This is a genomic window from Zunongwangia sp. L-65 (assembly GCF_056859415.1).
Genome location: NZ_JBSXOK010000055.1, coordinates 41393 through 63891, shown reverse-complemented (window position 1 = coordinate 63891; position 22499 = coordinate 41393). Strand labels below are relative to the sequence as shown.

The 22499-nt window shown below is 37.0% G+C and carries 18 protein-coding genes and 1 pseudogene; 14 read left to right on the top strand and 5 right to left on the bottom strand.

Going from position 1 to position 22499, the window contains the following annotated elements; translation table 11 throughout:
- Positions 1–8: 8 nt before the first annotated feature.
- Genes AC13DP_RS08830 through miaB form a run of 3 tightly spaced genes read right to left on the bottom strand, consistent with a single transcriptional unit; the run spans position 9 to position 3352 of the window.
- A complete protein-coding gene (locus AC13DP_RS08830) occupies positions 9–512 on the bottom strand; it encodes an LptE family protein (RefSeq protein WP_483067611.1) in 504 nt (167 codons plus the stop codon).
- Positions 513–557: 45 nt separating this feature from the next.
- Positions 558–1847, bottom strand: a complete 1290-nt coding sequence (locus tag AC13DP_RS08825) for a sigma-54-dependent Fis family transcriptional regulator (protein WP_013073535.1) — start codon at positions 1845–1847, stop codon at positions 558–560.
- A gap of 59 nt (positions 1848–1906) precedes the next feature.
- Positions 1907–3352, bottom strand: coding sequence for a tRNA (N6-isopentenyl adenosine(37)-C2)-methylthiotransferase MiaB (gene miaB / locus AC13DP_RS08820; protein WP_013073534.1), 1446 nt, complete (start codon positions 3350–3352; stop codon positions 1907–1909).
- Between the two features lie 561 nt (positions 3353–3913).
- On the opposite strand from miaB, the gene topA reads away from it, so the two are divergent.
- From topA to AC13DP_RS08785, 7 genes are all read left to right on the top strand, one after another.
- Positions 3914–6451 (top strand): type I DNA topoisomerase, encoded by a 2538-nt coding sequence (gene topA / locus AC13DP_RS08815; protein ID WP_272957875.1) that lies wholly within the window; start codon positions 3914–3916, stop codon positions 6449–6451.
- Between the two features lie 4 nt (positions 6452–6455).
- Entirely contained in the window at positions 6456–7619 is a 1164-nt protein-coding gene (locus tag AC13DP_RS08810) for a formimidoylglutamase (RefSeq protein WP_013073532.1), read from the top strand.
- A 113-nt stretch (positions 7620–7732) separates the two neighbouring features.
- Positions 7733–9103 carry a T9SS ring complex lipoprotein PorK/GldK gene (gene porK / locus AC13DP_RS08805; protein ID WP_013073531.1) on the top strand — a complete coding sequence of 457 codons (1371 nt, stop codon included), beginning with the start codon at positions 7733–7735 and terminating at the stop codon, positions 9101–9103.
- Between the two features lie 48 nt (positions 9104–9151).
- Entirely contained in the window at positions 9152–9814 is a 663-nt protein-coding gene (porL, locus tag AC13DP_RS08800; protein WP_013073530.1) for a type IX secretion system motor protein PorL/GldL, read from the top strand.
- A gap of 40 nt (positions 9815–9854) precedes the next feature.
- Positions 9855–11411: a type IX secretion system motor protein PorM/GldM gene (gene porM, locus AC13DP_RS08795; RefSeq protein ID WP_228249447.1), complete on the top strand. Its 1557-nt coding sequence runs from the start codon at positions 9855–9857 to the stop codon at positions 11409–11411.
- A gap of 15 nt (positions 11412–11426) precedes the next feature.
- Positions 11427–12317, top strand: coding sequence for a type IX secretion system ring subunit PorN/GldN (porN, locus tag AC13DP_RS08790; protein WP_228249448.1), 891 nt, complete (start codon positions 11427–11429; stop codon positions 12315–12317).
- Positions 12318–12399: 82 nt separating this feature from the next.
- Positions 12400–13461, top strand: coding sequence for an NAD(P)/FAD-dependent oxidoreductase (locus AC13DP_RS08785; RefSeq protein WP_347406296.1), 1062 nt, complete (start codon positions 12400–12402; stop codon positions 13459–13461).
- Here AC13DP_RS08785 and AC13DP_RS08780 read toward each other — a convergent pair.
- Positions 13443–13853 (bottom strand): DUF983 domain-containing protein, encoded by a 411-nt coding sequence (locus AC13DP_RS08780; protein ID WP_041579190.1) that lies wholly within the window; start codon positions 13851–13853, stop codon positions 13443–13445. The genes AC13DP_RS08785 and AC13DP_RS08780 overlap by 19 nt on opposite strands.
- A gap of 66 nt (positions 13854–13919) precedes the next feature.
- Here AC13DP_RS08780 and AC13DP_RS08775 point away from each other — a divergent pair, with 66 nt between their 5' ends.
- From AC13DP_RS08775 to AC13DP_RS08765, 3 genes and pseudogenes are all read left to right on the top strand, one after another.
- Positions 13920–15836, top strand: a complete 1917-nt coding sequence (locus AC13DP_RS08775; RefSeq protein WP_013073525.1) for an ABC-F family ATP-binding cassette domain-containing protein — start codon at positions 13920–13922, stop codon at positions 15834–15836.
- Positions 15837–15901: 65 nt separating this feature from the next.
- Positions 15902–17038 (top strand): efflux RND transporter periplasmic adaptor subunit, encoded by a 1137-nt coding sequence (locus tag AC13DP_RS08770; RefSeq protein WP_347406298.1) that lies wholly within the window; start codon positions 15902–15904, stop codon positions 17036–17038.
- 2 nt (positions 17039–17040) lie between these two features.
- Positions 17041–17316 (top strand): annotated as a pseudogene (locus AC13DP_RS08765) (efflux RND transporter permease subunit); the annotation flags it as partial.
- A gap of 533 nt (positions 17317–17849) precedes the next feature.
- Here AC13DP_RS08765 and AC13DP_RS08760 read toward each other — a convergent pair.
- Positions 17850–18680, bottom strand: a complete 831-nt coding sequence (locus tag AC13DP_RS08760; RefSeq protein WP_483067610.1) for a S24 family peptidase — start codon at positions 18678–18680, stop codon at positions 17850–17852.
- Between the two features lie 97 nt (positions 18681–18777).
- Here AC13DP_RS08760 and AC13DP_RS08755 point away from each other — a divergent pair, with 97 nt between their 5' ends.
- From AC13DP_RS08755 to AC13DP_RS08740, 4 genes are read left to right on the top strand one after another with little or no spacing between them, the layout of a single operon-like run.
- Positions 18778–19002: a hypothetical protein gene (locus tag AC13DP_RS08755; protein ID WP_483067609.1), complete on the top strand. Its 225-nt coding sequence runs from the start codon at positions 18778–18780 to the stop codon at positions 19000–19002.
- Entirely contained in the window at positions 19002–20999 is a 1998-nt protein-coding gene (locus AC13DP_RS08750; protein WP_483067608.1) for a hypothetical protein, read from the top strand. Before AC13DP_RS08755 ends, AC13DP_RS08750 begins: the two co-directional genes overlap by 1 nt.
- A gap of 3 nt (positions 21000–21002) precedes the next feature.
- Complete coding sequence (locus tag AC13DP_RS08745; RefSeq protein ID WP_483067607.1) at positions 21003–21860, top strand: AAA family ATPase; 858 nt, start codon at positions 21003–21005, stop codon at positions 21858–21860.
- Entirely contained in the window at positions 21861–22499 is a 639-nt protein-coding gene (locus AC13DP_RS08740) for a DNA repair protein RadA (RefSeq protein ID WP_223090698.1), read from the top strand. It begins immediately after the preceding gene.

Sequence of the window (22499 nt, the reverse complement as noted above, 5' to 3'; positions counted from 1 at the left end):
CACTTATTTTACCAGTCGGTTAAAGCAGCATTGAAAATATCCTGGGTAATCCTGTCGTAAATTTCTTCGATCGCCGTGTTTAGCGTGGGGCCTACCAATTGTTGTCCTGCCGGATAATCATAATAAAACGAAAAACGTCTGTCGAAATCTTTTTCCGGCTCTAATGTATTGTAATACCTAACCTGTACGGCAATAGTTAATCGGTTTTGAGCGGCAGTGTTTTGTGCAGTCGCCGTCATAGGGGCGATGTAATAATCGATAATTTCACCTTCAAAAATGAGGTCGGCATTATTATTTGTTAACGTAAGGTTGGTTTGATTCTGAATTAAATCCTGTAAGTTTAGTTTAAAGGTTCTTTCAATTCCTGGTTCAATTAAATCTGCCGTGTTTTGGAAATTATTTACCTGAAAACTTTTAGCATCTCCCGTGCTGGCTCCTGTAAAGGAGTAAATCCCACAGGAAGACAGCGTTAAAACACTAAGAATCGATAAAATAAGGCCTAATTTCTTCATAGTTATAGATCGTGAATTTCTGTTTTTTTAAACGAAATTCTATAATTACAAATTGTATTGTTTGATTTTGCGATACAGGGTTCTTTCGCTAATTCCCAATTCTTCAGCCGCTGCTTTACGTTTGCCGTTATGGCGTTCCAGCGATTTTTTAATCAGTTCTAATTCTTTGTCCTGCAGCGAAAGCGTTTCTTCTTCCTGGATTTCTTCGGCGAAGTGATATTTGTCTTTTTCAGAAAGGTTTTCTGGTGGTTCATTTTCAGCTCTGCTGCTCTGCTGCGGGATTTGCAGGACTTCAAGATTATCACCATCCAAATCCTCTACGTTAAAATCTTCAGCATCTTCATCTCCATTTCCGTAAATTTTTTGGATAAGGCCTTCGTTTTCATCCCTAACTTCTTTAGAATTACCTTCCTGCATTAATTTTAAGGTAAGTTTTTTCAGGTCGTTAAGGTCATTTTTCATATCAAAAAGAACCTTGTAAAGTATTTCTCGTTCATTACTAAAATCGGCCTCCTTTTTCTTATCTGAAATTACCGCGGGTAAATTGCTGCCCATATCTGGCAGATACTCCTTTAATTCTTTGGCGTTTATAGAGCGTTCTTTCTCTAAAACCGAAATTTGTTCGGCAATATTCCTAAGTTGACGAATATTTCCCCCCCAGTGATATTTTTGCATTAGAAGTACGGCATCATCTTCTAGTCGGATGGTTGGCATCTTATATTTTAGAGCAAAATCTGAAGCAAATTTTCTAAATAATAAATGAATATCACCTTTACGTTCTCTTAAAGGCGGTAAGTGAATTTCGACCGTGCTTAAACGATAATAAAGATCTTCCCTGAATTTTTCTTTTTTGATCGATTCGAACATGTTGATGTTGGTTGCCGCCACAATCCGAACGTTTGTTTTTTGAACTTTGGATGAACCTACTTTAATAAATTCTCCGTTTTCCAGAACTCGTAAAAGTCTAACCTGGGTAGGGAGAGGCAATTCACCTACTTCATCAAGAAAAATGGTTCCGCCGTCGGCTACTTCAAAATAACCACTACGGGTTTGGGTTGCGCCGGTAAAGGCGCCTTTCTCATGGCCAAAAAGTTCGCTATCTATAGTTCCCTCGGGAATAGCTCCGCAGTTTACGGCGATATATTTGCCATGTTTGCGATGTGATAATGAATGTACGATTTTAGGAATACTTTCTTTCCCAACACCGCTTTCCCCGGTTACTAATACCGAAATGTCTGTAGGGGAAACCTGTATTGCTTTTTCTATTGCCCTGTTTAGTTTTGGATCGTCTCCTATAATTCCAAAACGTTGCTTGGTGGCCTGTACTGATTCCATTTAAAGTTATGCGGTATTAAATGTTATTGAATAGTTCTTAAAATTGAAACAAAACTTTTTTAATTATTCTCACTGTATCCTATCGGCTCTCCTATCAAAGTTGCACTGGTACAGTCGTTAATTTTTACATTTACAAAATCACCAACCTCATAGTTTTCTTTAGGAAAAACTACAACCGTGTTTTGCGTATTTCTACCGCTCCAATGAGCATCAGATTTTTTAGATGACTTTTCGATAAGAACTTCAACTGTTTTTCCAATAAATTGCTGGGTTCTATATTTACTATGTTCCTGCTGAAGATTTACAATCTCAGTAAGTCTTCTTTTTTTGGTCTCTTCGGGGACATCATCTTCAAATTTTCTGGCGGCCATGGTTCCAGGTCTTTCAGAATACGCAAACATAAATCCGAAATCATATTTTACATATTGCATCAAAGAAAGTGTATCCTTATGATCTTCTTCTGTCTCGGTTGGAAAGCCGGTTATAATATCATGCGAAATTCCACAATCCGGGATTAGTTTTTTGATATTATCAATTAGTGTAAAGTATTCTTCACGAGTATGTAGGCGGTTCATCTTTTTAAGCATCTTATCGCTACCGCTTTGTACTGGTAAATGAATGTAATTACAGATATTGCGGTGAGCGGCCATCACTTCAATTACATCCAAAGTCATATCCTGTGGGTTAGAGGTAGAAAATCGAATTCTCATTTTTGGCTGGGCTTCAGCAACCATTTTTAAAAGGCTTGCAAAACTTGTTGCTGTAGCCTTTTGCATTGGCGTAGCATCTTTAAAATCTTTTTTAAGGCCACCTCCATACCAAAGATAACTATCTACATTTTGCCCAAGTAAGGTGATTTCTTTATATCCTCTGCTTGCCAGATCGTTTACTTCTTCGATAATACTTTGTGGATCACGGCTACGCTCTCTACCACGTGTAAAAGGGACTACACAAAAGGTACACATGTTATCGCATCCTCGAGTGATCGAAACAAAAGCAGAAACACCATTTGTTTGTAGGCGCACAGGTGAAATATCTCCATAAGTTTCTTCTTTAGATAGAATAACGTTTACCGCATTTCTACCTTCTTCAACTTCGTTAATCAGGTTAGGAAGGTCTTTATAAGCATCAGGACCAACAACAAGATCAACGATTTTTTCTTCTTCTAGGAACTTACTTTTTAAACGTTCAGCCATACAACCTAAAACCCCAACTTTCATATTCGGGTTTATACGTTTTACAGCGTTATACTTCTCAAGACGTTTTCTAACAGTTTGTTCTGCCTTTTCCCTGATCGAGCAGGTATTTACCAAAACCAAATCAGCTTCCTCCAGTTGTTGGGTAGTATTGTAACCTTCCTTAGAAAGTATAGAAGCTACAATTTCACTATCACTAAAATTCATCTGGCAACCATAAGATTCTATAAAAAGCTTTCGCTTATTTTCTGTCTTTGGCTCCATAATCAGGGAGTTTCCCTGCTGCTTTTCATCAATAATCTTCTCCATAATGCTATACTAAGCTTAGGTAATTAGGTGGCAAAGATAAGCTTTACGCTTCTTGTGACAAACTGGCAGTAATTTTTTTTAGAATAATTACGCAACCTTTTTTAAATCCGGGTATCTAAAAGACGGTAAACAAACTGATATTCGGTTTTTTTTAGAAATAAAAATTATAGATTTTCTGGGAAAAAAGGAAGATAATTAAAAGTTCGAAAAACGAAAATAACTTTAAAACCCCGATCATTATTGACAATGTCAATAAAAGAATATAACACCTATGAAATAACTCTGCCTAATCATGACTATTGTCGATCGGGGTAAACACTAGTTGTAATCTGGTGTAAAGATAATAAAATCAATCTATTAAGTTTCTTAATTACGATTGTTATTTATGTTTGGTTTATTTTTGCATGCCCGCAATGTTGCGGGCATGTGATTTTAGTGCAAAATGCTTTCAAATTAAGGGGATAATAGCCTATTATACTTCTGTTTTTAAACCTATTTAATATTTCATTTACCAGGTTCAAAAAAAATTGATATACTTTTGCACTTACAAAAATGTAAACTATGGCAAAAAATTTAGTGATCGTGGAGTCTCCTGCCAAAGCAAAAACGATTGAAAAGTTTTTGGGGAAAGATTATAAGGTGGCTTCTAGCTTTGGGCACATCGCAGACCTTCCAACAAAAGAATTAGGTGTAGATACCGAAGGGGATTTTTCTCCTAAGTATATTGTATCTAAGGATAAAAAAGATGTTGTTAGAAAACTTAAAGGTTTAGCAAAGGATGCAGAAACAGTATGGCTAGCGAGTGATGAGGATCGCGAAGGAGAAGCTATTGCCTGGCACCTGGCAGAAGAACTTAAACTAAAAGACGACCGTACTAAAAGGATTGTTTTTCACGAGATCACAAAATCTGCCATTTTAAATGCTATCGAAAACCCAAGAGGGATTAATTATAACCTTGTAAATGCCCAACAAGCAAGACGTGTTTTAGATCGGCTTGTGGGATATGAGCTTTCTCCGGTATTGTGGAGAAAGGTAAAAGGAGGTCTTTCTGCCGGAAGGGTGCAAAGTGTTTCGGTTAGACTGATCGTAGAGCGTGAGCGTGAGATTGAAGATTTTACTCCAGAAGCTTCTTATAGGATTGATGCTGAATTTGCTAACGCCGAGGGTAAAACGTTTAGGGCTAAATTGCCTAAGAACTTTGATACCAAGGAAGAGGCAGAGGCCTTTTTAAAAGATAATTTAGGAGCCGATTTTAAGGTGGCCGATCTAACAAAAAAACCGGCTAAGAAATCTCCGGCTCCACCGTTTACTACTTCTACCTTACAACAGGAGGCATCCAGAAAATTATATTTTTCAGTAAGTAAAACCATGACCTTAGCACAACGTCTTTATGAAGCTGGTCATATTACTTATATGAGAACCGATAGTGTAAATCTTTCTGATGATGCCCGTAAAGGTGCTCATCGCGAAATCTTAAAGGCTTATGGTGAAGAATATGCAAAATCAAGACAATTTAAAGGTAAAACAAAGGGAGCGCAAGAAGCTCACGAAGCAATACGTCCAACAAACTTTGCCAGTCACAGCGTAAGGGCAGATCGCGATGAACAACGTTTATACGAATTGATCTGGAAACGTGCTATCGCCTCGCAAATGTCTGAAGCGCAATTAGAACGTACCAATGTTAAGATTGAAGCTAATAAGCACGATAAAGTATTTACCGCTAATGGAGAAGTGCTGAAATTTGAAGGATTTTTAAAAGTTTATTTAGAAGGCAGTGACGACGAAGATTCTGAAGAACAAAACGGAATGTTACCTGATATGAAGGTTAATGAACAACTCCAGAATATCTTTATTAATGCTACAGAGCGTTTTACACGTCCGCCATACAGGTATACCGAGGCTTCATTAGTTAAAAAATTAGAAGAACTGGGAATTGGTAGACCGTCGACTTACGCGCCTACAATTTCTACTATTCAGAATAGAAATTATATTGAAAAAGGTTCTGTGGATGGAACAGAACGTGAATACACACAATTTACCCTGGAAAACGGAAAAGTATCTGAAAAGAAATTAACAGAAACCGTGGGAAGTGATAAAGGTAAATTAGTGCCAACCGCAGTAGGGAAAGTAGTAAACGACTTTTTAGTTAATCATTTTTCAAATATCCTTGATTATAACTTTACCGCAAAAGTAGAGCAAAGCTTTGATGATATTGCTGAAGGAAATGAGGAATGGACAAAAATGATGAAGGATTTTTATACTGATTTTCATCCACATGTTCAGGATGTTGCCAAGAACGCAGATCGTGAAGTAGGGGAACGAATTTTAGGAGAAGATCCGGAGACTGGTAAGCCGGTAAGTGTGCGCTTAGGAAAATTTGGGCCAATGGTTCAGATAGGATCTGTAGAGGATGATGAAAAGCCAAAATTTGCAAGTTTAAGTCCAGATCAAACCTTAGATACGATTACTTACGAGGAAGCGATGGATCTTTTTCAACTTCCAAAGGAACTCGGTGAGTATAAAGGAGAAAAAGTTGAAGTAAATAATGGCCGCTATGGTCCTTATGTAAGATTTGGTAAAAAATATGTCTCTTTAGAAAAAGGAGAAGATCCCATGAGTGTGGATTTTGACCGGGCCATGGAACTTATTAAAGAAAAAGAGAAAGCCGACGCTCCAATTTACGAATATGAAGATAAGCCGGTTCAAAAAGGAGTGGGGCGTTTTGGTCCTTACCTAAAATGGAACGGTATTTTCATTAATGTGAATAAAAAATACGATTTCGACAATCTTTCTGATGAAGATATTGTAGAACTTATTGAAGATAAGAAACGTAAAGAACGTGAAAAAATAATTCACCATTGGGAAGACGAAGGTATTAGAGTTGAAAAAGCCAGATGGGGAAGATCTAATGTGATAAAAGGTAAGACTAAAGTAGAATTGCCTAAAACTGTTGATGCCACAAAAATTACCTTAGAAGAGGCCAAAGATATAATCGCCAAGAAAGCACCAAAGAAAAAAGCTGCTAAAAAAACGACCAAAAAGAAAACTGCGGCTAAAAAAACAACAAAGAAAACAACTAAAAAAACATCCAAAAAGTAACTGAATGGAATTGGATTTTTTAAGTCCTGTAAGTGAAGAGTTGATTGCTTATGCTAAAAATTTAAGTCAGCATAGCATAGGTGCAAAAGCAAAATTTAATTCGGTATTAAATGGGATTCCTGATCTTAGTGATGTGCAAATCGCTATTATTGGAATTCGTGAAAATCGCTTAGCTGAATCTTATGAAGATAGTTTGCTGAATTTTGATGGAATTAGAAAAGCCTTTTATGGTTTGTTTCCGGGGAATTGGCATTTAAATATTGCAGATTTAGGAGATATACAGCAAGGCGATACTGTAAAAGACACCTATTTTGCGGTAGAAAAAACAGTAGCTGCATTGGTTAAAATGGAGGTGATCCCGGTGATTCTTGGAGGATCTCAGGATCTTATTTATGCGCAATATCGCGCTTATGATACTCTAGATGAGATGGTGAACCTTGTTAATGTAGATGCCCGTTTCGACCTTGGTGATGCAGAACAGGTAATCTCCAATAAATCTTATGTGTCTAAGATTATAGTGAATGAGCCTTATAACCTTTTTAATTATTCCAATATAGGTTATCAAACCTATTTTAATTCTCAGGAAGAAATAGAATTGATGGATAGGCTGTTTTTTGATGCTTATCGGTTGGGTGAGATTAGCAATGATATTTCTTTAATAGAACCTATAATGAGAGCCGCGAATCTGGTGAGTATAGATATAAATAGTATCGAAGCAGGCTCTTTAGGAAGTTCGGTTTTTAAATCACCAAACGGGTTTAACGGAAAAGAGATTTGTGCCATTTCACGATATGCAGGACTTAGTGATAAGGTAAGTTCTTTTGGTGTGTTTGAATATAATTCGGCACTAGGGGAATTATCTAATATGCTTTTAGCACAGATGATTTGGTATTTTGCTGAAGGTGTAAATTATAGAAATAATGAAAACACGGTAGCGGCTAAGCAAGAGTTTGTTAAGTATCAGGTGCCTGTTGATGATGATGTACTTGTATTTTTTAAAAGTCCGCTTAGCGGTCGTTGGTGGATTGAAATTCCCTACGTAGCTAATCGCAATACTAAATTAAAAAGGAGTACGTTATTACCTTGTAGTGAGGAGGATTATTTGGAAGCCTGTAATCAGGTTATTCCAGAAAGATGGTATAAAGCAAAAAGAAAAAACGAAGTTTAATAGATTTTGGCTAGGCCTGGTTATATTGTAATTTTCTTAAAACTATTGTTTTTTAGAAAATAATTAGATAGGTTTACTGCCTTAAATTGAGATGTCTTAACCTAAAAAGTATTATGAAGAAAATTGTTTCGCTAGTTGCTGTTCTTGCTTTAATCTACAGTTGTGGAAGTAATGACAGGGGACAGCTCGTAGGTGCGAAAGGAAAAAGATGGAACCCTGAAGAGCCTTTTGGGATGGTTTTAGTGCCTGGAGGGTCATTTATAATGGGGAAATCTGATGATGATATAGCAGGACAACTAAATGCCCCACCAAAAACGGTTACAGTCAACTCATTCTATATGGATGAAACCGAAATTACCAATGCAGAATATCGACAATTTGTAAATTACGTTAAGGATTCTGTGGTGCGCGTAATGCTGGCGATGGAAGCTGAGCTTGAAGGCGCAACTCCGGGAGCAAGTGGAATTGGTGAGTATGCCTTTGCAGATGCAGACGAATCCAATTTAACGCCATATCAAGAGTATATGCTTGAAACTTATGGGACAGGCAGTGAAATGGATGCTTATGAAAACCGTAAACTTAATAAAGACGTAGACATTATTTGGGATACTGAAGACTATCCGGATGTGGCATATGCCAGAGTGATGGATCAGTTATATATTCCGCAGGAGGATGCTTACAACGGTACGAGAACTATTGATGTTAAAAACCTAAAGTTTAAGTACAGTTGGATGGATGTTGAAGCAGCGGTAAAGGGAAAAGGTGAACGTCGTAATTATATGAAAACCGAGGTAGTTGAAGTATATCCAGATACAGCTGTTTGGATTAAAGATTTTAATTACTCTTACAATGAGCCTATGCACAATGATTATTTTTGGCATAGTGCTTTTGATGATTACCCGGTAGTAGGAGTGACCTGGAAACAAGCCAGGGCCTTCGCGCAGTGGAGAACAAAATACAATAATGATTTTCGTAAATCCAGAGGGGATAGCAATGTACCCCATTATCGATTACCTACTGAAGCAGAATGGGAATATGCTGCTCGTGGAGGTTTAGAAGGTGGAACTTATCCTTGGGGAGGTCCTTATACAAAAAATGATCGTGGCTGTTTTATGGCTAACTTTAAGCCATTAAGAGGGGACTATGCCGCAGACCAGGCTCTTTATACTGTAGAAGCTAAATCTTTTGATCCTAATGGTTACGGATTGTACAATATGGCCGGTAACGTTGCAGAATGGGTAAACTCATCTTATGATGCCGCATCTTACGATTATATGTCTTCTATGAACCCAACGGTAAATAATTATGAAGACCCAAGAAAAGTAGTTAGAGGAGGATCATGGAAAGATGTAGCATACTTTTTACAAGTTTCTTCCAGAGATTACGAATATGCAGATTCAGCAAGAAGTTATATTGGTTTTAGAACGGTACAGGATTATTTAGGTAACGATGTTCCTTTAAACCAACAACCTCCTTTAAGATAAATCAATATCCCCTAAATAAAAACCTTTAAAACTTAGCAATTATTTATTATGGCACAATCAAAAACTAGAGCAAAAGTTATGAATATGGTATACGGTCTTGGTGCGGCTGTAGTTATCCTTGGAGCGCTTTTTAAAATTATGCACTGGCCTTTTGGTAACGAAATGTTAATCCTTGGATTATGTACAGAAGCTTTAGTATTTACCGTTTCTGCTTTCGAACCTGTAGATGAAGGTTACGATTGGTCCCTTGTTTATCCAGAATTAGCCCAGGGAAGTGCAGCGATTACTTCTCCAAGAAAAAAAGAAGTAGTGATCGAAGAAACTAAAGACGCTCAGGGAATGCTTTCTAAAAAGCTAGATGATATGTTGCGTGATGCAAAAGTAGATGCTGCACTAATGACAAGTCTTGGAGATAGCATACGAAATTTTGAAGGTGCTGCTAAAGGTATTGCACCAACCGTAGATGCAATGGCTTCTCAGAAGAAATACAGCCAGGAATTAACTACTGCTGCTACTCAAATGGAAACTCTAAATAGTATATATAAAGTTCAGGTGGAATCGGCTTCCAGACAGGCTGAAATTAACAAAGCCGTGGCAGAGAATGCCGGTAAGCTTAAAGCCGAAATGGATTCTTTAACCCAAAACCTGGCTTCTTTGAATGGTGTTTATGGTGGTATGCTAACTGCTATGCACGGTCAAAGAAGAGCATAATCTTTAGACTTTATAATTAACTAATTAGAATATAAAATAAATGGCATCAGGAAAACAAAGCCCAAGGCAGAAAATGATCAACCTGATGTATTTGGTGTTCATCGCGATGATGGCACTTAATATGTCGAAAGAGGTTTTGGTAGCCTTTGGCTCTATGAATGAAAAGTTGGAGGAATCTAACGCCACTACTGAACAGAGAAATGTCGCTGCTATGCAGGGATTAAAATCTAAAGCTAATGAGCAAGCCGCAAAATATGCAGAGTTAGCTCAAAAGGCTGAGACGATAAATCAACTTTCTCAGAATTTAGACACCTATATCCAAGGCGTTAAAAATGATCTAACCTCAAGTTTAGATGATCCTCAGGATTATCAGGCGATGGATAAGACAGATATTCTGGATGAGAAATTTTTTAAAGGTGGTAAGATTTCTCCAGAGGGACAGGAATTTGTAGCTAAAATTAACGAATACCGCGAAGGAGTAATCAATACTTTGGGTGCGGGTTTTAGTAGCCTGAATAGTGAAATTGAGCGTAAATTCAATACTGGTGAGCGCGAAGATAGCGAAGGTACTAAAAAGCCCTGGTTAACGTATAATTTTGAAGGTTTTCCTTTAATAGCTTCTATTACTCAATTAACCCAGATACAATCTGATATTAAAACTACAGAGAATGATGTGCTTTCAGCAATGTTAGCAGGGCAGTTACAAGAAGAAGTTTCTATGACCAATTACACTACTTTATTAGAAGCTCCTAAATCTGCTTATTATCAGGGAGAAACTTTTAATGGAGCAATTGTGCTTGGTAGAAGTGATGAGACCACAAAACCTAATAAAATAGAGTTAAAATTAGATGGTAGAACGCTATCAGATAATGATTATTCGCTACAGGGAGGAAAAGTTGTGTTGAATGTTCCTGTGGGAAATGCCGGCGATCATAGCATTACGGGTAAACTTATATTTAATGAAGGAGAAGAGCCTATAGAGGTTCCGGTTAACCAGAAATTTGCAGTGATTCCAAAACCAAATTCAGCAACAATTTCTGCTGATAAAATGAATGTGTTATACCGTGGGGTTAAAAACCCATTAACTATTTCTATGGCTGGTGTCCCAGATAATAATGTTCAAGCTAGTGCGCCTGGTTTATCCAGAACTTCTGGAAGTAGTTATGTAATGGATGTAACTACACTTCAGCAAAGAGAAGTAAAGATTAATGTTACAGGAACAATAGATGGAAAAAGCTACCCTTCTAGTTCAACTTTTAGGATTAAGGATATTCCAAGTCCGGTTGGATCAATAAGAAGGGAAACCGGTTCTGTTAAAATGCAACGAAATAGCTTAGAAGGTTCTGAAGTTGGAGCTGAACTACCAGATTTCGATTTTGATATTGGTTTAAGAGTTACCGGCTTTAGCTTTAAAGTTTCAGGACAACCTACAGTTACCGTTAGAGGAAACAGATTGGACAATGCTGCAAAAGCAGCATTACGTAGAGCAGGTAGAGGTGAAACCGTTCAGATATTTGATATTGATGCCTCATTAACTACCAACAGTGGTTATAAGCTTAAAAAGATCGCTCCGGTCTTTATAGAACTTACGAATTAAGAAAAGGAAAGTATTATGAAAGGGAAATATATAATATATAGTTTGTTTTTGCTGATCGGTTTTTCCGGTTTGTCGCAAACAGCTAATATTTTAAATGCAAAAAAGCCAGAAGATATTGGGAAATCAACAAATGCAGAGCTTACAGAAGCCGCAGATGAGAAACCCCTGGAATATGGCTATGTAGATGATCGTGATGTGCTCTGGTCTAAAGGGACCTGGGAGATTATTGATTTGGATGAGCGCGTTAATTTTCCTTTGTACTATCCAGTAGATACACTAAACATTTCTGCTAATAGAAGATCCTTATATGATGTTTTAGTTAGAGCAATTAAGGAAGGGAAGATCGAGAATATTTATGCAGATTCTTATTTTACAGAGAAAAGAACATTAAAGGATATTCAGGCAACCTTATCCAGGGTAGATACTACTGATTACGGAATTGAGCAGTACAACGCGGGTCAGGAGGTCGAAGAGCAATTTATTGATCGCAGGGATTTAAGTGCAGCAGATATACAGGAATATAAGATTCGAGGGATCTGGTATTTTGATAAGAGACAGGCAGAGCTTAAATACCGAATTTTAGGTATAGCTCCTCGTGCACCAGATGTTAACTTTATTGACGATTCAGAGCTAAATGACCTTGTAGACCTTTTTTGGGTTTGGTATCCAGATGCAAGGGAAGTACTTTATAAAGCTAAAGCCTATATTGGTAATAATACTACGGTTTCTTACGATCAGCTTTTAAACTCCAGAAGGTTTAACTCTGTAATCTATAAAGAGGATAATGTGCAGGGAGACCGACAAATCAATGATTATATTGTGGATAACAGCTTTATGCAGCTTTTAGAATCTGAGCGTATAAAAGAACAAATCCGTAATTTTGAACAGGATATGTGGAATTATTAAAATATGATTCTTAATAACTATATGAAAAGCGCCTTTTAAGGGCGCTTTTTTTATTCTTACTTTGCATTGCTAAAAATTATATATGCTGGATTATATTATTGTTGGATTAGGACTTAGTGGTATAGCACTGTCTAATCATTTGGAAGCAAGAAAACGGAGTTTTGTTGTTTTTGAAGATGATTCTCAAACTTCTACGAAAGTAGCAGGAGGTATTTTTAATCCAGTGATTTTAAAAAGGTTTACCCTTGCGTGGGAAGGCGATAAGCAAATAAGTTATTCTGTGCCCTTTTATGAAAAACTGGAAAAAAAGCTTGGCAAAGATCTGCTTAAGCCTCTTAATATTTATCGTAGATTTCATTCGGTTGAAGAGCAAAATAACTGGTTTGAAGCTGCTGATAATTTTCGGCTTTCTCCATTTTTAAATACACAACTTATCAGACAGGTTAACCCATTTATTCCTGGCGATTTCTCCTTTGGGAAAGTAGAGAAAACGGGTACTTTAGATACTAATTTACTCGTAAGCGCTTATAAGAAACATCTTCAGAAACATCAATTATTAAAAAATAAGCGTTTCAATTATGATAAGCTGAAATTGAATGAGAATTCGGTTTCTTATGATGGTACTGAGGCCAGAAATATTATTTTTTGCGAAGGATTTGGCATGGTAAACAATCCTTATTTCAATTATTTGCCTTTACAAGGGAACAAAGGGGAGTATCTGGTGATTAAATCGGCAGCTCTTCAATTAAAACAAGCCGTCAAGTCATCGATTTTTATTCTTCCGCTGGGAAATAACTTATATAAAGTTGGGGCTACTTACAATCATCAGGATAAAACGCAGCAACCAACTTTACAAGCAAAAGAAAAATTACAGCAAGATTTAGATCAATTGATTACCTGTGAATACGAAATAGTGGATCAGGTTGCCGGGATCAGGCCCGCCACTTCAGATCGTAGACCTTTAGTAGGGAATCATCCAGAGTATCATCACCTGTTTGTTTGCAATGGTTTTGGTAGTCGTGGAGTATTAATAGCACCTTTAATTTCAGAAAAACTTCTCAATTTTATTGAAGATGAAATTCCGTTACCGCCAGAAGTCGATATTACACGTTTTCAAAAGAAATTTTATAAATCGTCATTTTGATGCTTCGTTTTAGAAGCAGCATTTTTATCGTAATTTAGGAAAAAATTAATCCAGATATTTCTTGAGAGACGCATAATGATAGGCATAAAGACAATTAGTGTTCCCACAATAGCGAAAAAAGAAGTAAGCAGTCCACCGCCTAGAAAATAATGAGCAATGATAAAAGCGGCAACCGCAAAGGCTACGCCAACGGCATAGCTTACGTACATTGCGCCGTAAAAGAAAGAAGGCTCTATTTTATATTTGGTTCCGCAGTGCGAACAACGATCATGCATTTCGTATACTTGCCCCAATTTAAAAGGGTTTTTCTCTTTATACATGCTCTCCTCCTGGCATACAGGACAGGTGCCTGTAAGAATGCTGTATAACTTAGTGCCTTTCAAGAATTTCATAATATTTTTTTTGCATTACAAATTTAATCATCTTTGCACGAACCTTAAGTTACATTCGTTACAATAATGCTCAATATTCATAATCTTTCAGTCTCTTTTCAAGGAGAATATTTATTTCAGGAAATTAGTTTTCGTTTAGGTGCCGGTGATCGTATAGGTCTTATAGGTAAAAACGGAGCGGGAAAATCTACCATGCTAAAAATTATTGCTGGCGAACAGGAATATGATAGCGGACAAATCGCCAAAGACAAAGACTTAAGAATTGGATTCCTTAAGCAGGATATCGATTTTGTACAGGGACGCAACGTTTTGGATGAAGCTTATCAGGCTTTTGAAGAAATTAAGTCGCTGGAGGCTAAAATGAACGATATAAATCATCAATTAGCAACACGTACCGATTATGAAAGTGATTCGTATACAGAATTAATTCAGGAACTTACCGATGTGACCCATCAATACGAAATTATCGGTGGTTATAATTACGAAGGCGATACTGAAAAAGTTTTACTTGGTCTTGGTTTTAAAAGAGAGGATTTTGAAAAGCTTACCGATACTTTTTCAGGAGGATGGCGAATGAGGATAGAACTTGCTAAGCTTTTGCTTCAAAATAATGATATTTTGTTGCTGGATGAGCCTACCAACCACCTGGATATTGAAAGTATTATCTGGTTAGAAAGTTTTCTGAATTCTTACCCTGGCTGTGTGATTCTGGTTTCTCACGATAAGATGTTTTTAGATAACGTGACCAACCGAACTATAGAAATTTCTTTAGGAAGAATATACGATTATAAGAAGCCTTATTCTAAGTATCTTGAGCTTAGGGGGGAGCTTAGAGCACAGCAATTAGCAGCCCAAAAGAATCAGCAAAAAGAAATAGAGCAGACAGAAAAACTTATCGAAAAATTTAGAGCAAAGGCTTCTAAAGCCTCCATGGCGCAGTCTTTAATAAAGAAATTGGATAAAGTTAATCGTATTGAAGTTGATGAAGATGATAATGCAGTAATGAATATCAGTTTTCCGGTTTCGGTGCAACCTGGTAAAGTGGTGGTAGAAGCGGAACACGTTGGGAAGGCTTATGGGAAACATCAGGTTTTAGAGGATATTAATCTACTTATAGAACGAGGTAGTAAAATTGCTTTTGTTGGGCAAAACGGACAGGGAAAAACCACATTGGCAAAAATTATCATCGATGAGATTTCTCATTCGGGGAATCTAAAACTAGGTCATAATGTTCAGTTGGGGTATTTTGCTCAAAATCAGGCAGATTATTTAGACGGGGAAAAAAGTATCTATGATACGATGGTCGATGCTGCGAATGAGAGTAATCGAGCTAAAGTTCGTGATATGTTGGGATCATTTTTATTTCGCGGAGATGAAGTGGATAAAAAAGTGAAGGTGTTATCTGGGGGGGAACGAAACAGGCTGGCTCTTTGTAAAATGCTATTGCAGCCTTTTAATGTTTTGGTGATGGATGAACCTACCAACCATCTTGATATAAAATCGAAAAATGTACTTAAAGAAGCCTGTAAAAACTTTGAAGGTACTTTGATTATCGTTTCTCACGACAGGGATTTCCTTCAGGGGTTAACCAGTACAGTTTACGAGTTTAGAAATAAAAAAATAAAAGAGTATTTAGGGGATATTGATTATTATCTGGAACAGCGTAAACTTGAGGATATGCGTGCAGTAGAGAAAAGGGATAAAGTTCCAAAAACCGCAGCCAAAAAAATCGCTACAGAAAAGCAATCCTATGAAGATCAAAAAAAATTAAAAGGGCTACATAATAAATTAAGTAAAATAGAGTCTAAAATCTCAAAAATCGAAAAGGAGTTAAAAAAGAAGGATCAGGAGCTAGCAACCAATTATGAGAAAACTATTGCTCAGTCAAATTTTTTGGACAGCTATAATGATAAGAAGAAGCATCTTAAAAGTTTAATGCAAGAATGGGAAGAATTACAACTAGAAATAGAGGAGATTAGCTAATTTCTTAAAAAATTATGATATTCGATTAAACTTTAACGAGTTTTAGGAGTCCAATTAAATAAGTTATGGATATACGCAAAATAATTCTTTCAGCACTTGGACTCCTACTAATCGTCGGGGCCATCTTTGCAGCTAAATGGATCATCGATAGTAATGTAAAAGAAGATCCTAAAATAAAAAAGGTTGTAAAAAATGTATTTGTAAAAACAGTAAAAAATGATACGGTGCCCATTAGTATTCCCGCTAATGGAAATGTATCTGCACTACGAAAACTTGAACTGTACTCTGAAGTGCAGGGCATTTTTAGAAGTAGTAGGCATAATTTTTTACCAGGGCAACAATATAAAAAAGGTCAGGTTTTATTGAATATTGATGCTGCGGAATATGCGGCTAGCGTACAATCAGCTAAAAGTGATTTGTATAACAGCATTACTGCTATTATGCCCGATTTGCGTTTAGATTATCCTGAGGTCTTTGAAAAATGGCAGGAATATTTAAATAATTTCGATATCAATAAATCCGTACCTGCGCTTCCAGAGGTTGAAACCGATAAAGAAAAATATTTTATTAGTGGGCGTGGGATTGTTTCTGCCTATTATGATATTAAAAACCTGGAAGAGCGTTTAAGGAAATACACCCATGTAGCTCCTTTTGACGGTATTCTTACCGAAGCTTTAGTGAAAGAAGGGACACTAATTAGATCTGGGCAAAAATTAGGGGAATTTATCGATCCTTCAGTGTATGAATTGCAGGTTTCTATTGCTAAGAAATTTAGTGATTTGCTGAGTGTGGGGAAAGAGGTTAAACTTCAAAACCTGGATAGAACAAAGCAATACACCGGTATGGTAAGCCGAATAAATGGGAGAGTAAATCTGGAGACACAAACCATTCAGGTATTTATTCGTGTAGAAGGACAAGACATTCAGGAAGGGATGTATTTAGAAGCAATGCTCGATGCAAAGGAAGAGCCTAATGCACTAGAAATCCCCAGGGAATTACTGGTAGAGCGTTCTAAGGTTTATATTGTTAGAGATAGTGTTTTAGATCTTGTAAGAGTAGATCCGGTATATTTTAGTACAGAAACAGTTGTGGTAAAAGGCCTGGAAGACGGTACTAAGATGCTTGCTGCATCGGTTCCTGGAGCTTATGCCGGCCAACTGGTAAATGCTGAAGAAATAAGGGATACCGCAAAAACCGAATAGCTTTGAGAAAACTAATTAGCTACTTTATTAAGTACGAAGTTGCGGTAAATATCGTAATTATAGCTTTCCTTTTGTTTGGAGCCATTGGGGCCTTTACTTTAAAATCTTCGTTTTTTCCATTGGAAGAAAGCCGAATGATAAATATTGATGTCACTTACCCAGGATCGGCACCAGAGGAAATTGAAGAAGGGATTATCCTTAAAATAGAAGATAATTTAAAAGGTTTAGATGGTATAGAACGGGTAACCTCTGTAGCTAGAGAAAGCGGTGGCTCCATTTATAGGGGGTAAAACAAATAGTACAGAGTAACATTAATTATAAAAAGGTCGAAAAAGCCCGTGTTTTCAATACATTAGGGCTTTTTTTATGCAATTTAGTTAAATCAACGAATTGTACAAAAGGTTTAATTATGCTTTAATACTACTTTAATCTATTAAAGCTATAGATATCTAATATAGCCATTCCGTTTAATTTCAGGCGTTTTAAGCGTATTTATTAGGCTTAAAGGGTAATATAATCATTACTAAAACTATCAACTATCTTACGTGATATATACAACCACGTTAGTCGCTTTTAGCGTGTTATTTTATTAGGATGGACAGTAGGATGGACAGTAGGATGGACAAAAAATAGTTATAAAAGCTGTTTTTTATATGTAAAAGGGCATCAAATAGATACTTTAAACATTGAAAACAAGTGATTGAATGGGGGATAATACCAATAAAACAAGGTATTAAATATTTATAAAACACTATAAAACAGTATTTTATGTCACTTTAATGCATTTTTATACTTAGAAAATTGTGTATAATTAGTTTTTAGACCCTATTAAAGTTCTTAATTGCAGCATTTCTGCCTCTAAATCACTTACACGATTGTACATATCTGCTGGATCCTGGAAGTCGAATATAAAAGCGGTCTTAAGTGTCCATACTTCCACTATATCTTCTAACTTAATGGGATAGCTGGGAAATTCTGCTCGGTTATCTGATTTTGCAAATAGGTTACCATATTTTTTAAGGCGATTTAAACAGCGTTTTATGACAATTCCATCTTCTTTAGATACGATAATATAAATATGATTGTCTTTAATGGTTTCCTGCCAATCCTCACACCACTCACCTACGGCAATTGCACCACTGTGAATAGTTGGATACATGGAATGCCCTTTAACCTCAAACATTCTAAAAGTACCATTATTTAATTTTGGCAATCTATAAGCCGGAAGCTGCTGCAAAAATTCGGGATCTTCATATCCATGTAAATAACCGGCCTGGGCAGGAACGGGAACCATTATTATATTTTCGTTTCCTTGATTATCTACGGTTACTAAATTAGGGATGCTACCTTTATAATTGAATTTGGGCTCCTCGATGATAGAAGTTTCCAATCTTTTATCGTACTTATCTCCTTCACCATTGAGCAACCAATACAAATCTACATTTGAAAACTTGTTTGCAATATTCTGAATCATATCCAGACTTGGTTCAGGGTATTTATTGTTCCTTTTATCTAGGTTAAAGATCCTATTAAGCTTCTGAGAACTTGAAATACCTGCCATCTGAGCAAACTTTCTCACACTCCCATTTGCTTCTGAATCAATTAGGTACTGAATCCTTTTATTTATAGCTGGTAATTCCATAATTGAAAAAATATTTTCAATTTATTGCTTACTTGTTTGCAATTATTGAAAACTTGTTTGTATATTTGTTTCAAATCGTTTCAAAGTACGTCAAAATATGGATAATATCAATGAGGAAAATCGTAAAAGCAGAGAAAAGCTATACAAAAAGTTACGCTACGGTGATATGGGTACCATAGCTGCTTCAGCTAAAACAAGCCGATCCTCAGTTTGGAGATGGTTTAAAGGTACCAACAATGATTCCACCATCGAAGATGCCGTAAATGCACTATTGAATCTACGCAGAGAAAAGCTAGAACAATTAATTAAAGACCAAGCATAATGCAGACCCAAGTATTTGAATACTATAATAATTCTATACTATGTGTGAACCAAGATGTATTCACAAATCTTGGGTTGCTAACAAGTAGTCAGTTTCAGAAATGGTGCCAACGCAGCAAATTAAAGCGTCTACGTACCGCTGGTAACGGTAGAACCGGACTTATTGATTATAAGTCTATCCCTGAAGATCTCCTGGACAAAATAAAAGCCACCTTCGGAGATCCCTATCGTAAAGATGATGTACAAACCTTCGTTAATCGTCTTGAAAATGATACTGAAGCCGCCAGCTTTCTACAAAAGGCGCATCTTTCACAAGAAAAAGAGTATCAATATTATATCGAGGCTCAGATCCTTAACCTTTATGGCACATTACTACAAGAGATTGAAATTAAAAAATCAAGAAATCCCGGTTTTAAGAAAACGGCTGCAAAACGCGAGATCGCTAAGATTATTAGTGAGCTAAAAACATTACGATTTGATTCCGGTAAACAAAGATTTCCACACAACCTTCCTTCTAATCCTCGCGCATTAGAGCGTCGCTACAATGATTACAAAGAAGATGGCTATGAAAACCTTATTCATGGCGGTACCGGGAACAGTAACACTAAAAAAATCAAAGGAGCCATTGCAGATTGGATATTGGCTACCTACTGCCTACCTCATAAGCCTACTACTACTAAGGTGCATACAGAATATATGCAGATTCGCCAGGACAAAAAATGGCCTGTAATTTCTGAAGAGGCTATCTATAAATGGCTGCAAAAAACAGAGCAGCGCATTGTGTGGGTACTTGCTCGTCACGGTCGTGCCGATTGGATCAACGAATTTGGCCATAAAGTGAGCCGTGATAAATCTGACTGGTTTCCTAATTGCTATCTGGCGATTGATGGTTCTAAACTCGACTGGATCCATTACAAAAAAGGAGGACATTACGATATGGGAGCAGATCTTAAGATCGATGTGGTTTTCGACGTCTACAGCGAGAAAATCATTGGTTATTACTGCGGGACAGATCATGAAAACTATACGCAGCACTTCTCTGCAGTAAAAATGGCACTTTCTGAGAGTATGAAAAAACCTGCTTTGTTCACTTATGACAACCAGGGCGGTCATAAAACAGAAGAAATGCAAAATCTATATGATCGTGTAGTAACAAATAACGCCGGTGAGCATTATCCACACCGTGCCAATGAACACGGATCGCCGGTAGAGCAATTATTTGGACGTTTTCAGCAGCAAATTCTTAACCAGGTATGGTGGAGTGATAAACAGGCCGTAAACGTGCGTAAAAGGGATAGTAAGCCGAACATGGAATTTATTAAGAAATTCCGTCACAAGCTTAAAACGGTAGAAGAATGTATTGATGCCGTAGAATACTACGTGTATAAATGGAATAATTCTAAACATCCCTTGTTTGATGGAGAAAGTCGTAACGATGTATACACTCACCAACAAACTTACGAGCTAGAACAGCTTAACGAGCTGGATATGATGAATCTTTTCTGGATTACCTCAAAAGAAGCCCTCACTTACACCGCTACAGGTATTACACCAACAATACGCAAAGAAAAGTATCATTTCGAGGTATATGATGCCGATGGTAATGTAGATGTTGAGTTTAGGAATAAATATACAGGTTGCAAATTCTATTACCAGTATGATCCTAACCAATTGGATAACTATGTAAGGCTGCACTTAGCAATGCCTAATGGCGACACTAAACACGTGGCCGATGCTCAGCCAATCAAGAAAGTGCGAAATATCCCAGCACTTATGGATGAACATGATATGAAGCGTAAACACAAAATGCTACATGTACGTGATACGCAGCTATCGCAAATCGAAAAAAAACTGGAGGCATTACGCCACCGTACCAATATCACTGAAGAATCATTAATCGAAGCACAGGAACTGGAGCTTAAGTTTAAAGGGAGAATCCCAAAAGAACGTAGAACCGAGGCGGAAGCCGGTGCCGGATCCTGGGTAAATAAACTATAAACTATGGAAAATTCACTAAAAACCGCAATTGTAAAAGAAGTAACCTGGCTTTCAGAAAAGCTTAGCCAGCGTGTTATAGCAGGTAAAGCTCAGGTATCCAGTGCCACGATTAGCCAAATGATTGCAGGAAACTGGACAAACATTTCAGATAACATGTTCCGTAAGGTTAAAAACAACCTACGTATTGATCTTAACTGGAACGTTGCCATTACAAACAACCTTAAAGAAGTGTATAGCTTTTGCCACAATGCCCAGCAACAAAGTTTGGCTATTTGTATAAGTGATTCTGCTGGAAAAGGAAAGTCTAACGGTTTTAAATTCTACGACCGTCAAAATAACGAAGTAATCCATCTGGAGTGCAAAGCGAGCTGGAGTAAAAAGAGCTTCTTAAAGAATCTGCTAATTGTTATGGGAGTATCACCCGTAGGAACTACAGAAGAAATGCTGGAGACCTTCAATGAAGAAATTAAAAAGTTGAATCGTCCCCTTTTAATTCTAGATCAGGCAGATAAACTTAAGGATCCTCAGTTAGACCTCTTTATGGAGTTCTATAACGATCACGAAGGTCACCTGGGAATCATTCTTAGCGGAGTAAAAGCTTTAGAAAAACGAATCGATAAAGGTCGCCAGCGTAAAAAAGTTGGGTTTGATGAGATCTACAGCAGATTCGGTTCTAAATATATCAGCCTGGATCCTGTTCGAAAAGCAGATGTGGCAGAGATATGCAAAGTTAACAGTGTTGAAGATCCTAATATCATTCAAACCATCTACGATACCTGTGGCGGCGATCTAAGGCGTGTACGACGTGAAATACAGAAATACCATATATCACGCCAACCAGAAATAAAACTAACGGCATAAATGGCAAAAATCAAACGAGCGGTATCGGTTGATGAACTGTTAAAGAAAAAATTTAAGGTCTTTCCATTAGAAGGCAAATTCAAAGATCTATTGGGTACACCAGAAAGGACTGGACACTGGTTTTTTTATGGCGAATCCGGTCACGGTAAAACAACACTAATTATGCAATTAGTAAAGGAACTTACAAAATACGAAAAGGTGGAATATAACACCTTAGAGGAAGGTGCTCGCCTGAGTATGCAAATGGCTGTTGAGGGAAATAGAATGAATGAGTGTCGAAAAGGAACCTTTAAAATTCTTAATAAACTTCCTATTGATCAGGTTAAAGAGCGTTTACGCCGCCATAAATCCGCGAAAATACTTGTAATGGATAGTGTGCAGTATACATTTCTTACTAAAAAAGATTTTTGGGAAATAGATGAAGAGTTTGGACAATCACACTTGATTCTATGGAATTCGCACGGAAGAGGAAAAAGACCTTTAGGAGCATTGGCTGAAGCTATAATGTTCCATGCAGATCAAAAAGTTTTTGTACAAGGCTACAGAGCCTATTCTAAAAGCCGTACAAGCCGCGGAAAATTGACAGAGCCTTATACCATTTGGGAGGAAGGCGCAAAAGAATATCACGATCCACTATAA